Source organism: Pseudomonas deceptionensis, assembly GCF_900106095.1.
Lineage (GTDB): Bacteria > Pseudomonadota > Gammaproteobacteria > Pseudomonadales > Pseudomonadaceae > Aquipseudomonas > Aquipseudomonas deceptionensis.
This window is the reverse complement of the sequence record NZ_FNUD01000002.1, coordinates 269,271-282,526: the sequence shown is the minus strand read 5'-3', so window position 1 is coordinate 282,526 and position 13,256 is coordinate 269,271. Positions and strand designations below refer to the sequence as shown.

11 protein-coding genes and 1 rRNA gene are annotated in these 13,256 nt (G+C 56.9%); 6 read left to right on the top strand and 6 right to left on the bottom strand.

Features of this window, described 5'->3' with window-relative positions; translation table 11 throughout:
* Nucleotides 1-57: 57 nt before the first annotated feature.
* Together BLW11_RS01210 and BLW11_RS01205 are read left to right on the top strand one after the other, a co-directional pair.
* Nucleotides 58-258: a heavy-metal-associated domain-containing protein gene (locus tag BLW11_RS01210; RefSeq protein ID WP_048360213.1), complete on the top strand. Its 201-nt coding sequence runs from the start codon at nucleotides 58-60 to the stop codon at nucleotides 256-258.
* A gap of 162 nt (nucleotides 259-420) precedes the next feature.
* The gene (locus BLW11_RS01205) at nucleotides 421-1,617 is read left to right on the top strand and encodes a multidrug effflux MFS transporter (RefSeq protein WP_048360212.1); all 1,197 of its coding nucleotides are present in this window, start codon (nucleotides 421-423) and stop codon (nucleotides 1,615-1,617) included.
* Between the two features lies 1 nt (nucleotide 1,618).
* Here BLW11_RS01205 and BLW11_RS23960 read toward each other — a convergent pair whose 3' ends face one another.
* A complete protein-coding gene (locus tag BLW11_RS23960) occupies nucleotides 1,619-1,789 on the bottom strand; it encodes a hypothetical protein (RefSeq protein WP_162837865.1) in 171 nt (56 codons plus the stop codon).
* Nucleotides 1,790-1,913: 124 nt separating this feature from the next.
* Nucleotides 1,914-2,927: a zinc-binding alcohol dehydrogenase family protein gene (locus BLW11_RS01200; protein WP_048360211.1), complete on the bottom strand. Its 1,014-nt coding sequence runs from the start codon at nucleotides 2,925-2,927 to the stop codon at nucleotides 1,914-1,916.
* 124 nt (nucleotides 2,928-3,051) lie between these two features.
* On the opposite strand from BLW11_RS01200, the gene BLW11_RS01195 reads away from it, so the two are divergent.
* Nucleotides 3,052-3,954, top strand: a complete 903-nt coding sequence (locus BLW11_RS01195; RefSeq protein WP_048360210.1) for a LysR family transcriptional regulator — start codon at nucleotides 3,052-3,054, stop codon at nucleotides 3,952-3,954.
* 34 nt (nucleotides 3,955-3,988) lie between these two features.
* Here BLW11_RS01195 and BLW11_RS01190 read toward each other — a convergent pair whose 3' ends face one another.
* From BLW11_RS01190 to BLW11_RS01175, 4 genes are all read right to left on the bottom strand, one after another.
* Nucleotides 3,989-4,942: an adenosine deaminase gene (locus BLW11_RS01190; protein ID WP_048360209.1), complete on the bottom strand. Its 954-nt coding sequence runs from the start codon at nucleotides 4,940-4,942 to the stop codon at nucleotides 3,989-3,991.
* A gap of 171 nt (nucleotides 4,943-5,113) precedes the next feature.
* Nucleotides 5,114-5,800 carry an SDR family oxidoreductase gene (locus BLW11_RS01185; RefSeq protein ID WP_048360208.1) on the bottom strand — a complete coding sequence of 229 codons (687 nt, stop codon included), beginning with the start codon at nucleotides 5,798-5,800 and terminating at the stop codon, nucleotides 5,114-5,116.
* Between the two features lie 533 nt (nucleotides 5,801-6,333).
* Entirely contained in the window at nucleotides 6,334-6,930 is a 597-nt protein-coding gene (locus BLW11_RS01180; RefSeq protein ID WP_048360207.1) for an IMPACT family protein, read from the bottom strand.
* A 111-nt stretch (nucleotides 6,931-7,041) separates the two neighbouring features.
* On the bottom strand, nucleotides 7,042-7,962 hold the full coding sequence (locus BLW11_RS01175; protein ID WP_048360206.1) for a LysR family transcriptional regulator: 921 nt from the start codon (nucleotides 7,960-7,962) through the stop codon (nucleotides 7,042-7,044).
* Nucleotides 7,963-8,086: 124 nt separating this feature from the next.
* On the opposite strand from BLW11_RS01175, the gene aptA reads away from it, so the two are divergent.
* The 3 genes from aptA to BLW11_RS01155 all read left to right on the top strand — a co-directional run bounded on the left by aptA (nucleotide 8,087) and on the right by BLW11_RS01155 (nucleotide 13,117).
* Entirely contained in the window at nucleotides 8,087-9,436 is a 1,350-nt protein-coding gene (gene aptA / locus BLW11_RS01170) for an omega-aminotransferase AptA (RefSeq protein ID WP_048360205.1), read from the top strand.
* An 82-nt stretch (nucleotides 9,437-9,518) separates the two neighbouring features.
* A complete protein-coding gene (locus BLW11_RS01165; protein WP_048360204.1) occupies nucleotides 9,519-11,012 on the top strand; it encodes a CoA-acylating methylmalonate-semialdehyde dehydrogenase in 1,494 nt (497 codons plus the stop codon).
* A gap of 568 nt (nucleotides 11,013-11,580) precedes the next feature.
* Nucleotides 11,581-13,117: ribosomal RNA gene (locus BLW11_RS01155) — 16S ribosomal RNA — on the top strand.
* Nucleotides 13,118-13,256: the final 139 nt, after the last annotated feature.

Sequence of the window (13,256 nt, the reverse complement as noted above, 5' to 3'; positions counted from 1 at the left end):
CCTTGCCACGGTGGCAAGGTCGAAGCTGTCGTCATCTCTCAGATAGGAGGCGTGATCATGCAAACGTTCAAAGTAGACGGTATGACCTGTGGCGGTTGTGTTGGCGCGGTGACCCGTGCCGTGCAGGCTGTGGATAAAGACGCGAAAGTCGAAGTGGACCTGGCGACCAAAACCGTCAAGGTCGACAGCAAGGTGTCCCCTTTGCAAATCATCGATGTGATCACCAATGCCGGGTTTGAAGCGCGGACTGCGCACTAAGCATCACCCTGCAACCGATATGCAGCCCGCTGTGCTCCTCAGCGGCTACATGGCTCTTGCGAATCGGTGGTTTATTAGCTAGCTGGCTATCTTTATGTTCAAGTTCTGCAACCACGGCTAGACTATCGGGCTGCGCTAACCGCAGCCCGATCTGGATACCTGATGAACTTTCGAACAATTTTGATTCTTGGCGCCCTGAGTGCCTTCGGCCCTTTGGCGATCGATTTCTATCTGCCGGGCTTCCCGGCGATGGCGCAGGCCTTTGCAACGGATGAGCAACACATTCAGCTCACGCTGGCGGTTTACTTTTTGGGCTTGTCCATCGGCCAGCTGGCCTATGGCCCGATTGCTGACCGTTTCGGGCGGCGCATACCGCTGCTGGTGGGGGTAGGGCTGTTCACTGCGGCGTCTGCGGCCTGTGCATTTGCCCCGACCCTGGAATGGCTGATCGGCGCCCGGTTCGTTCAAGCGTTGGGTGGTTGCGCAGGCATGGTGCTGTCGCGGGCCATTGTCAGCGACAAGTGTGATGCTGTGGGTTCGGCCAAGGTCTTTTCGCAGTTGATGCTGGTGATGGGGCTGGCCCCTATCCTGGCGCCCATGCTCGGTGGTCTTCTGGTCAACCTGCATGGCTGGCAGTCGATTTTCATCGTGCTGACCGGCTTCAGTGCCCTGGCTGCACTGGCCGTGGCATTGGGCCTGCCGGAAAGCTTGCCCGCCAATGTGCCGCGCCAACCGCTGTCAGGTGCATTGCGCCAATATGGCAGTTTGCTCAAGGATCGCGAGTTTCTGGGGCATGCCCTCACCGGGGGGATCGCCATGGCCGGGATGTTTGCCTACATAGCCGGTTCACCTTTTGTCTTTATCAAACTCTACGGCGTACCTGCCGAGCATTACGGCTGGCTGTTTGGCAGTAACGCCGCCGGCTTTATTCTGGTCGCGCAGGTTAATGCTCGTTTGTTGGCCAAGCGCGGTCCGGCCTTTTTACTGGCGCGTACCGTGTGGGTCTATCTGGCGGCAGGTCTGGTATTGCTGGGGGTCAGTGCGCTGCATACCCGGCAACTGTGGCCGCTGCTGGTTCCACTGTTTATCTGCATTGCCAGCCTGGGCTGCATCATCCCCAATGCTTCGGCCTGTGCGATGAGCGGGCAGGGCGCGCGCGCCGGCAGTGCCTCGGCGATGCTCGGCTGTTTGCAGTTCAGTGTGGCCGCGGCGGCCGCGTCATTGGTGGGGGTGTTGCACGATGGCAGCGCAATGCCGATGGCAATGGTCATTACCTTGTGTGGCGTGTTGGCAGCCGCTATCGCAGTGGCGACCCGGCGCGTTTATACCGCACGGATCGCCGCTCAGCAGTCGATCTGATTCAGCCGGCCAAGCGCTCGGGAAGTCTGTGGGGCGCTTGCAGGCGCGATTGCAGCGTGTCCACAAAGGCGCGGGCCTCGGATTCGCTGCGAAAGTTGACGGTCTGCTGATCGATTTGAACCTGCCATTGGCAGTTACGGGATCTTGCTAACGCTTTCATCAGGATTTTCATTTCTGGCCTCCTTCGGTTCGCAAAGGAGGCCAGTGTATGCCGAAATACTTTGGCAAATATGTCAGGGATCAAGTCTCTGACTGACGGTTGCAAATTGGCCGCATCCGTCCTCTGGCACGATTTATCAGAACCCTTCGAGCACGATTTTGCCTTTGGCCTTGCCGCTTTCCAGCAGCTCATGGGCGCGGCGCAGGTTGGCGGCATTGATGCGGCCAAAGTGCTCCCCCACCGTGGTGTGCAGGGTACCGGCGTCGATCAGTTCGGCGACGCGGTTGAGCAGGTGATGCTGCTCGATCATGTCCGGGGTTTCGAACAACGAGCGGGTGTACATGAACTCCCAGTGCAATGACAGGCTCTTGCGCTTGAGCTTGGTGATGTCCAGCGCCTTGGGATCGTCGATCAACGCCAGTTTGCCTTGGGGGGCCAGCGCTTCTACCAGTTGGTCCAGATGCTGATCGGTCTGTGTCAGGCTGGCCACGTGAGTGACGGCGTTGATGCCGTGACGCTTGAGTTCTTCGCTCAACGGCTGGCTGTGGTCGACAACAATGTCGGCGCCCAGTTCGCGGACCCAGGCCTGGGTTTCAGGGCGTGAAGCACTGCCAATCACCTTGATTGCGCTCAGTTGGCTGGCCAGTTGGGTCAGGATCGAGCCGACACCGCCCGCCGCGCCGACGATCAGCAGGCTTTGCTGTTCATCGGTTTTGCCTTCGGTGACGCCAAGGCGTTCAAACAGCAGTTCCCACGCGGTGATGGTTGTCAGTGGCAACGCCGCTGCCTGGGCGAAATCGAGGCTCTTTGGCATATGACCAACGATCCGCTCGTCGACCACATGACGCTCGCTGTTGCCTCCGGCGCGTGCGATCGAGCCGGCGTAAAACACCTTGTCGCCAACCTTGAACAGGCTGACGTCACTGCCCACCGCCTTGACCACACCGGCAACATCCCAGCCCAGGACTTTGGCCACGCCGGCTTCAGGCTGTGCGTTCTGGCGCACTTTTGTGTCCACCGGGTTGACCGAAATGGCCTTGACCTCGACCAGCAGGTCGCGGGGGCCGGCCACAGGCTCAGGTAATTCGATGTCTTGCAGGGCCAGTGGGTCTTGAATCGGTAGCGAATGGTAATAGGCGACAGCTTTCATGGGGCACGTCCTGAAGATGGGTGAGAAACTGGTGTTGATGATTCGCTATTTCGCAGGATGATAAAACCGGATAAAACAGCAGTCTCTTTCAATATTATTTTGATAATTGCCGAGTGAGCTTTGGATGCTGCGTTTCGATGACCTGCAATTGTTTGTTCGCGCCGCTGACTTGGGCAGCCTTTCGGCGGCCGCGCGGGTGATGGACCTGTCGCCTGCGGTGGCCAGTGCGGCACTCAAGCGTATAGAAGCGCAGTTGGGCGCGCGGCTGCTGGCGCGCTCCACCCGCAGCTTGCGTCTGACGGCGGAGGGCGAAGGGTTTCTTGAATATGCCCGTACGGCACTGGCCAGCCTTGATGAAGGGCGACGGCTGTTGGCTCGTGGCCAAGATCAGGTCAGCGGTGTGCTGCAACTGTCTGCACCGTCGGACTTCGGGCGCAATCTGCTGCTGCCCTGGCTCGACGAATTTCAGCGTGAGCACCCGCAACTGACGGTGCGCCTGTTGCTGGGCGACCGGATAGCCGACCTGTTCCGCCAGCCGGTGGACATTGCCTTGCGTTACGGCGAACCGGAGGACTCCAGCCTGGTGGCTTTGCCGGTGGCCCCGGACAATCGCCGGGTGCTGTGCGCATCACCGGCATACCTGGCGCGCCACGGGGAACCGCGTCAACTCGAACAGTTGCTGCAACACAATTGCCTGCTGTACATGCTTGGCACGCGGGTTCACGACCACTGGCAATTCAATGACGGCAAGCGCGAGCTGGGGCTTACGGTGAGTGGCAACCGTTTCAGTGATGATGCCGATGTGGTGCGCTTGTGGGCGGTTGCCGGCGAGGGCATTGCCTACAAGTCGTGGCTGGATGTGGCGAGGGATGTGCAAGCCGGGAGGCTCAAGGTGTTATTGCCGGAGCTGACCTGTGAGCGGGCTCCGTTGAATCTGCTGTGCGGGCATCGTGCGCAGTTGAGCAAACCGGTGAAGTTATTGCGCGACATGCTCAGTGAACGGTGTGCGCAACTCAGTAGTCGCTGAGGAACGCAGCGGCTACTGAGTTATCGGTTATGCCTTAAGGCCTGACCAATCGCGCATCCAGGCTGTTTTGCGCCAGGCGTTTGGCCTGGTCCTGGGTCATGCCCAGATCGGTGTACAGCGCGTGGAAGTTCTCGGTCATGTAGCCACCGAAGTAAGCCGGGTCATCGGAGTTGACCGTGACTTTCACGCCACGCTCAAGCATGTCGAGAATATTGTGCTGCGACATGTGATCGAACACGCAGAGCTTGGTGTTGGACAGTGGGCACACGGTCAACGGGATTTGCTCGTCGATGATGCGTTGCATCAGGCGCTCGTCTTCAATCGCCCGCACACCGTGGTCGATGCGCTGAATCTTCAGCAGATCTAGGGCTTCCCAGATGTATTCCGGCGGGCCTTCTTCGCCTGCGTGGGCGACTGTCAGGAAGCCTTCGTGGCGTGCACGGTCGAACACGCGCTGGAACTTGCTCGGCGGGTGGCCCATCTCTGAACTGTCCAGGCCGACGGCGATAAATGCATCGCGAAACGGCAGTGCCTGATCGAGGGTTTTTTCGGCTTCTTCTTCGCTCAAATGGCGCAGGAAGCTCAGGATCAGGCCACTGGTGATGCCCAGTTGCTGCTCGCCATCCTTGAGTGCGCTGGCGATGCCGTTGAGCACGACTTCGAACGGGATGCCACGGTCAGTGTGGGTTTGCGGGTCGAAGAAAGGCTCGGTGTGAATGACGTTCTGTGCCTTGCAGCGCAACAGGTAGGCCCAGGTCAGGTCGTAGAAGTCCTGAGAGGTGCGCAGTACGTCCGCGCCCTTGTAATAGAGGTCAAGGAACTCTTGCAGGTTGTTGAAGGCATACGCCTTGCGCAAGGTTTCAACGTCGTTCCAGGGCAGGGCGATCTTGTTGCGCTCGGCCAGCGCGAACAGCAACTCAGGCTCCAGGGAGCCTTCGAGGTGCATGTGCAGTTCAGCTTTTGGCAGGGCGTTCAGCCAGTCATACATAAAAAATTTTCTCATCAGGTGCAAACAAGGTGCACAGAACCGTCGTACCGCAGATGACGGTTTCGTGCGCCTGCAAAAGCGACATTCTACAGGCGTGTTACAGAGTGCAACATAAAACTAGACCAACTGGTTTGCATGGAAGGTGTGAAGCGCGACAGCAGGATCGACGTGTTACCAGGGCAGTGTTTCTCCTTTGTAGTTAAGGAAGAAGTGACCGCCTTTACCGGCGTAGGCATCGACCTGATCAATGAGGCCGCGGGTGCTGGTGGCTACATCGATATCAGCGCCTTCACCGCCCATGTCGGTTTTGACCCAGCCCGGGTGCAGGGACAAAACGGTCAGCTTGCGATCGCCCAACTGACTGACGAAGGTGTTGGTCAGGGAGTTGAGTGCGGCCTTGCTGGCCTTGTACAGCGCCAGTTCCGGGGCGTCGGGGCTGGTGATGCTGCCCAGGCCCGAGCTCATGAACGCCAGCACCCCGGTGTCCGGGTGCAGGTTTTCGGTAAAACATTGCGCCAGGCTGATGGGGGCAACGCAGTTGGTCCAAAACAGCTGCGCCACTTCATGGGCGGGGGCTGCGCCGGGCTTCTGGTCGTCCGGGCCTTTGACGCCGGCGTTGACGAACAGCAAGTCGAAAACCTGGTCCTGCAGACGCTCATGCAGAGCGTTGACGGAGCCTGCATCGTCCATGTCCAGTTGCTCGATATGGACGTCGGGTACCGCATGCAGGGCTTCGGCCCGGTTCTTGTCGCGCACGGTCGCGGTAACCGCCCACCCATCTTCTTTCAGGCGCTGTACCAACCCGAGGCCCAAACCTCGGGAGGCGCCGATAATCAGTGCATTTTTTGTCCCGGACATGATTAGTTTCCTTTGAGCAGGGAAGGTCGCAAACGGCTACTTTGCCCCAGCCACCTGAGCAATACCAGTCGTAGGCATTTGAGCAGAGGAGGCACTGCATAGGGGCGTTATCCACACGGCACCAGCACCTTTTCTGGGCGTGGATAAGTCGATAACCCCCAATCGGGTTCCCGCTATTTGATCAAAAAACATACAAAATCATACAGCCGCTGCCGGACAAGCCTTACGGGGGCTCTTGCACGGGTTATCCACAGGTTGCTCCACAGCTACTGTGCACAAGCGAAAAAGCTCGGCATAAGTACCTGAGAGCCTTGTTCCAACTGGCGATAAACAGCAGCAAGCGACTGTTTTATCGAGAAAAGAGTGGCGTATTGGCTAAATTGATCATTTTTTGATCTTTGATGGCAAAGCCACGTTCCTAAAGGCCTGCAGCGGTATGTACTCAGGTTATCCACAGCCCGGTGCACAGTGGTTGGGGGTAAAGATAAAGGAGGGGGGAGCGGCGGGCCAGGTTCAGCAACCCGCCATGACGGTCACGGAGTGGCGCGATGCCGGTGCAGGATAATACGGCCACGGCTGAGGTCTGCCAGCTGCTGTTGCAACAGGCCAATCTGTGGCTCGGCCATGGCCATGCGCAATGACACGCCTTGAGCGTTGAAGGTTTCGTCGAGCAACAACCCGCCCAGGTCATTGAGTCGGACTTTCAAGAGGGCCAGCTCGCTGAATGAACATTCACAGCTCAGTTCGGTGCGCTGGATCAGCGGCAAGTGCTCAGCGTTTTGAAGGCATTTGTTGGCGCCCCCGCCATAGGCCCGCGCCAGGCCGCCCGTACCCAGTTGGATACCGCCGTACCAGCGGATGACGAGGACCACGACCTGATCGAAATCCTGTGCCTCGATGGCCGCCAGAATGGGGCGCCCGGCCGTACCGCCGGGTTCGCCGTCGTCGTGGCTGCGGTATTGGTCAGCCAGCTTCCAGGCCCAGCAATTATGCGAGGCATTGAGGTCGCGGTGCTGTTCGATAAATGCATGGGCTTCGGCGGCCGTGCTGATGGGGCCGGCGAAGGTGATAAAGCGGCTTTTGCGAATTTCTTCACGGTATTCGCACAGGCCGGCCAGGGTAAAAGGCATGCTCTACTCAGTGTCGTGACGGGTGTGTGAGGCCGCAGCCCATGAGGATGATATGAATCAGATTGGCTTTGGGCTGCCCGGAACTCTGCGTGCAGGCATCATTTTGGCACACTAGCGTGTGGCTTCCAGACTTTCCAGAAAGCTTTCCAGCACCAAGTGAGGGCGCCGCCCTTTGCGGGTGACGGATGCCAGGCTCAAATCGTAGAAGCGTGTTTTAGGCTTCAGTGCCCGCAGACGGCCTTGCTGAACCCACAGGCTGGCGTAATGGTCCGGCAGATAGCCGATGTAGCGCCCGGTCAAAATCAGGAAGGCCATGCCTTCGCGGTCCGAAGCACTGGCGGTGCAATTGAGCGCCTGATAGAGGGCCTGGATATCTGAGGGCAGGCGAAAGGTCGGGGCAATGGCATCTTGATCATTGAGACGCGCATCTTCCAGTTGCCGGTCATCGACATAAAACAATGGATGGCCCACCGCGCAATACAGCAGGGAGCGCTCGCTGTAGAGCGGCAGATACTCCAGACCGGACAAGGTGCTGGCCTGGGGGACGACGCCTACATGCAGGCGCCCGTCGAGCACCCCTTGTTCGACTTCATGGGGCGAGATCATCCGGATATGGACCTGCACTTCAGGGCCGCGCTCTTTGAGTTGGGCCAGGGCGTGGGTGATGCGCATATGGGGCAGGGTGACGAGGTTATCGGTCAGGCCTATGTTCAGCTCGCCGCGCAAGTGTAGGTGAAGGCCGTTTACCTCTGTGCGAAAGCTCTCAAGTGCGCCAAGTAATTGCAAAGCAGACTGGTAGACCTCTCGCCCTTCTTCTGTCAGCGAAAACCCCGCTCGTCCACGCTGACAAAGACGCAAGCCCAGGCGTTGTTCCAGGTCACTCATCTGCTGGCTGATGGCAGAGCGTCCGATACCCAGCACCGTCTCTGCAGCCGAGAACCCGCCGCACTCCACAACACTGCGAAAGATACGCAGCAATCGGATATCAAAGTCGCTGACCTGGGCCAGTGCATCGGGACGACGGCTGCTCATAGTTTAGTGAACGCCTAACTGAAGGTTAGAAGAGTTGGATTTCATCGACTTTATAGGCGTGGCAATTTAGGTGCAACAACGCTTTCAACATCCCACGCCGCTTTCGCCTTGCGAGGTTTTGCTGATGAACATGCCCGAGAATGCCGAATTGAACCTGACCAGCCAGCTCAAACTGGATTCGCACTGGATGCCTTACACCGCCAACCGTAACTTCCATCGCGATCCACGTTTTATCGTGGCCGCCAAAGGCAGTTACCTGACGGACGATAAGGGTCGGCAAATCTACGATTCGCTGTCAGGTTTGTGGACTTGCGGCGCAGGGCATACCCGCACAGAAATTCAGCAAGCCGTGGCCAAGCAATTGGGCACCCTCGATTACTCGCCTGCGTTCCAGTACGGCCACCCGCTGTCATTCCAGTTGGCTGAAAAAATCACCGAGCTGACACCGGGCAACCTCAATCACGTGTTCTTCACAGACTCGGGTTCCGAGTGTGCGGACACTGCGGTCAAGATGGTACGTGCCTACTGGCGCCTGAAAGGGCAGTCGACCAAAACCAAGATGATTGGTCGTGCTCGCGGTTATCACGGTGTAAACATTGCCGGTACCAGCCTGGGCGGTGTGAACGGCAACCGTAAAATGTTTGGCCAGGCAATGATGGATGTAGATCACTTGCCGCATACGCTGCTGGCGAGCAACGCGTTTTCTCGCGGCATGCCGGAGCTGGGCGGGATCGCATTGGCCGATGAACTGCTCAAACTGATCGAACTGCACGATGCCTCGAACATCGCTGCGGTATTTGTGGAGCCGATGGCCGGTTCTGCCGGTGTACTGGTTCCGCCTCAGGGTTATCTGAAACGCCTGCGTGAAATCTGCGATCAGCACAACATCCTGCTGGTCTTCGACGAGGTGATTACCGGCTTTGGTCGCACGGGCTCAATGTTCGGTGCTGACAGCTTCGGTGTGACGCCTGACTTGATGTGCATTGCCAAGCAAGTGACTAACGGTGCTATCCCGATGGGTGCAGTAATTGCGACCAGCGAGATCTATCACACGTTCATGAATCAGCCGACGCCGGAATACGCCGTTGAGTTCCCTCATGGCTACACCTACTCGGCCCACCCGGTAGCCTGTGCTGCCGGTCTTGCGGCGCTTGATCTGCTGCAAAAAGAAAACCTGGTGCAGAGCGTGGCTGAAGTCGCGCCGCATTTTGAAAATGCGTTGCATGGTTTGAAGGGCGTGAAAAACGTCATCGATATTCGTAACTATGGTCTGGCGGGCGCCATTCAGATTGCGCCGCGTGATGGCGATGCGATTGTCCGTCCGTTCGATGCTGCAATGAAGCTGTGGAAAGCCGGCTTCTACGTGCGCTTTGGCGGTGACACCCTGCAGTTTGGGCCAACCTTCAACAGCAAGCCGCAAGACCTGGACCGTTTGTTCGATGCGGTCGGCGAAGCGCTGAACCAGATCGACTGATCCTTCTATATAGAAGCGACACTTATTGCACTTACGCAGGCGCGCAGCGTTCGCGCCTGTGGACAACTTTTCTGGAGCATCCATGAGCACCATCCAACACTTGATCAACGGCGAGCTGCTGAACGATTCTGGTCGCACTGCCGATGTATACAACCCGTCGACCGGTAAAGTGATTCACCAGGTTCCGTTGGCCAGCCGCGAGACTATTCAACAAGCCATAGATGCAGCCAAGGCTGCCTTCCCGGCGTGGCGCAATACCCCTCCTGCAAAGCGTGCCCAGGTGATGTTCCGTTTCAAGCAATTGCTGGAGCAGAACGAAGCACGTATCTCGCAGTTGATCAGCGAAGAGCATGGCAAGACGCTGGAAGATGCCGCAGGCGAATTGAAGCGCGGGATCGAGAACGTCGAATACGCCTGCTCAGCTCCTGAAATCTTGAAGGGCGAGTACAGCCGTAACGTAGGGCCGAACATTGATGCATGGTCGGATTTTCAGCCACTGGGTGTTGTTGCAGGGATTACGCCTTTCAACTTCCCGGCCATGGTTCCGCTGTGGATGTACCCATTGGCGATCGTGTGCGGTAACTGCTTCATCCTTAAGCCATCTGAGCGTGACCCGAGTTCGACGCTGTTGATCGCTCAACTGTTGCTGGAAGCCGGTCTGCCCAAGGGCGTGATGAACGTGGTGCACGGCGACAAGTCAGCGGTGGATGCATTGATCGAAGCGCCGGAAGTCAAAGCTCTGAGTTTTGTGGGCTCGACACCGATTGCCGAGTACATCTACGCCGAAGGCACCAAGCGCGGTAAACGCGTCCAGGCACTGGGCGGGGCGAAAAACCACGCAGTGCTGATGCCGGATGCGGACCTGGATAACGCAGTCAGTGCATTGATGGGCGCAGCCTACGGTTCATGCGGCGAGCGCTGCATGGCTATTTCGGTAGCAGTATGTGTGGGCGATCAGGTGGCAGATGCCCTGGTGGCCAAGCTGGTTCCGCAAATCAAAGCGCTTAAAATCGGTGCAGGCACATCCTGCGGTCTGGATATGGGACCTCTGGTCACCGGGCAGGCACGTGACAAGGTCAGCGGCTATGTGGACGATGGCGTAGCAGCAGGTGCCGAGCTGGTGGTTGATGGTCGCGGGTTGAGCATCAAGGGTCACGAAGGGGGCTTCTTCCTCGGCGGCTGCCTGTTTGATCGCGTGACGCCTGAGATGCGCATCTATAAAGAAGAAATCTTTGGCCCTGTGTTGTGCATCGTACGGGTTGATAGCCTGGAAGCGGCCATGCAACTGATCAATGATCACGAGTACGGCAACGGCACCTGCATCTTCACCCGCGATGGTGAAGCAGCGCGTTTGTTCTGTGATGAGATTGAAGTGGGGATGGTGGGGGTTAACGTGCCACTGCCAGTGCCTGTGGCGTACCACAGCTTTGGCGGCTGGAAGCGTTCGCTGTTTGGCGACCTGCATGCTTATGGCCCGGATGGTGTGCGCTTCTACACACGTCGCAAGGCTATTACCCAGCGCTGGCCGCAACGTGCCAGCCATGAAGCGTCGCAGTTTGCCTTCCCTAGCCTGTAAGGCTGGCGAGAGCTCTATATAGAAGAAGAGAGGCCAGCCGTCAGGCTGGCCTCTGCTTTTAGGGGCTTTTAAGGCTATATGACAGAAATATGAATTTAGGGCTTGACCCAGAATTCTGACGGCCTATAATTCGCGCCTCTTCCGGCACAGTAGAAACGGAAAACTCCTTGAGTTTCAATGAGTTGGATCTGTTTTCGAGAGTGCCAGCTTCAAGTCATCGAAGCAGGAAATGAGGTGTTGACAGCAGCGTGTAACGCTGTAGAATTCGCCTCCCGCTGACGAGAGATCGAAAGCGCAAGTGGTTGATGTTACAGAGGAAACTTTGAAAACATCTTAAAATAACCGCTTGACAGCAACAGAGGCTGCTGTAGAATACGCGCCTCGGTTCAGCGAAAGCTAAACCAACCGCTCTTTAACAACTGAATCAAGCAATTCGTGTGGGTGCTTGTGGAGTCAGACTGATAGTCAACAAGATTATCAGCATCACAAGTTACTCCGCGAGAAATCAAAGATGTAACCAACGATTGCTGAGCCAAGTTTAGGGTTTCTTAAAAACCCAAAGATGTTTGAACTGAAGAGTTTGATCATGGCTCAGATTGAACGCTGGCGGCAGGCCTAACACATGCAAGTCGAGCGGTAGAGGGGTGCTTGCACCTCTTGAGAGCGGCGGACGGGTGAGTAATATCTAGGAATCTGCCTGGTAGTGGGGGATAACGTTCGGAAACGGACGCTAATACCGCATACGTCCTACGGGAGAAAGCAGGGGACCTTCGGGCCTTGCGCTATCAGATGAGCCTAGATCGGATTAGCTAGTTGGTGAGGTAATGGCTCACCAAGGCTACGATCCGTAACTGGTCTGAGAGGATGATCAGTCACACTGGAACTGAGACACGGTCCAGACTCCTACGGGAGGCAGCAGTGGGGAATATTGGACAATGGGCGAAAGCCTGATCCAGCCATGCCGCGTGTGTGAAGAAGGTCTTCGGATTGTAAAGCACTTTAAGTTGGGAGGAAGGGCATTAACCTAATACGTTAGTGTCTTGACGTTACCGACAGAATAAGCACCGGCTAACTCTGTGCCAGCAGCCGCGGTAATACAGAGGGTGCAAGCGTTAATCGGAATTACTGGGCGTAAAGCGCGCGTAGGTGGTTTGTTAAGTTGAATGTGAAATCCCCGGGCTCAACCTGGGAACTGCATCCAAAACTGGCAAGCTAGAGTATGGTAGAGGGTAGTGGAATTTCCTGTGTAGCGGTGAAATGCGTAGATATAGGAAGGAACACCAGTGGCGAAGGCGACTACCTGGACTGATACTGACACTGAGGTGCGAAAGCGTGGGGAGCAAACAGGATTAGATACCCTGGTAGTCCACGCCGTAAACGATGTCAACTAGCCGTTGGGAGTCTTGAACTCTTAGTGGCGCAGCTAACGCATTAAGTTGACCGCCTGGGGAGTACGGCCGCAAGGTTAAAACTCAAATGAATTGACGGGGGCCCGCACAAGCGGTGGAGCATGTGGTTTAATTCGAAGCAACGCGAAGAACCTTACCAGGCCTTGACATCCAATGAACTTTCTAGAGATAGATTGGTGCCTTCGGGAACATTGAGACAGGTGCTGCATGGCTGTCGTCAGCTCGTGTCGTGAGATGTTGGGTTAAGTCCCGTAACGAGCGCAACCCTTGTCCTTAGTTACCAGCACGTAATGGTGGGCACTCTAAGGAGACTGCCGGTGACAAACCGGAGGAAGGTGGGGATGACGTCAAGTCATCATGGCCCTTACGGCCTGGGCTACACACGTGCTACAATGGTCGGTACAAAGGGTTGCCAAGCCGCGAGGTGGAGCTAATCCCATAAAACCGATCGTAGTCCGGATCGCAGTCTGCAACTCGACTGCGTGAAGTCGGAATCGCTAGTAATCGTGAATCAGAATGTCACGGTGAATACGTTCCCGGGCCTTGTACACACCGCCCGTCACACCATGGGAGTGGGTTGCACCAGAAGTAGCTAGTCTAACCCTCGGGAGGACGGTTACCACGGTGTGATTCATGACTGGGGTGAAGTCGTAACAAGGTAGCCGTAGGGGAACCTGCGGCTGGATCACCTCCTTAATCGACGACATCAGCTGCTCCATAAGTTCCCACACGAATTGCTTGATTCATTGTAGAAGACGATAACTGCAGAGTCGCTCTGTGGTTTTTCTGTCGTAAAGCTTAGAAATGAGCATTCCATCAAACGATGGTGAATGTT

Coding starts and splice junctions, on each gene's coding strand:
- BLW11_RS01175 (WP_048360206.1), bottom strand. CDS start 7,962: ATGAGCAGCCGTCGTCCCGATGCACTGGCCCAGGTCAGCGACTTTGAT.
- BLW11_RS01200 (WP_048360211.1), bottom strand. CDS start 2,927: ATGAAAGCTGTCGCCTATTACCATTCGCTACCGATTCAAGACCCACTG.
- BLW11_RS01195 (WP_048360210.1), top strand. CDS start 3,052: ATGCTGCGTTTCGATGACCTGCAATTGTTTGTTCGCGCCGCTGACTTG.
- BLW11_RS01205 (WP_048360212.1), top strand. CDS start 421: ATGAACTTTCGAACAATTTTGATTCTTGGCGCCCTGAGTGCCTTCGGC.
- BLW11_RS01165 (WP_048360204.1), top strand. CDS start 9,519: ATGAGCACCATCCAACACTTGATCAACGGCGAGCTGCTGAACGATTCT.
- BLW11_RS01180 (WP_048360207.1), bottom strand. CDS start 6,930: ATGCCTTTTACCCTGGCCGGCCTGTGCGAATACCGTGAAGAAATTCGC.
- BLW11_RS01190 (WP_048360209.1), bottom strand. CDS start 4,942: ATGTATGACTGGCTGAACGCCCTGCCAAAAGCTGAACTGCACATGCAC.
- BLW11_RS01210 (WP_048360213.1), top strand. CDS start 58: ATGCAAACGTTCAAAGTAGACGGTATGACCTGTGGCGGTTGTGTTGGC.
- aptA (WP_048360205.1), top strand. CDS start 8,087: ATGAACATGCCCGAGAATGCCGAATTGAACCTGACCAGCCAGCTCAAA.
- BLW11_RS01185 (WP_048360208.1), bottom strand. CDS start 5,800: ATGTCCGGGACAAAAAATGCACTGATTATCGGCGCCTCCCGAGGTTTG.
- BLW11_RS23960 (WP_162837865.1), bottom strand. CDS start 1,789: ATGAAAATCCTGATGAAAGCGTTAGCAAGATCCCGTAACTGCCAATGG.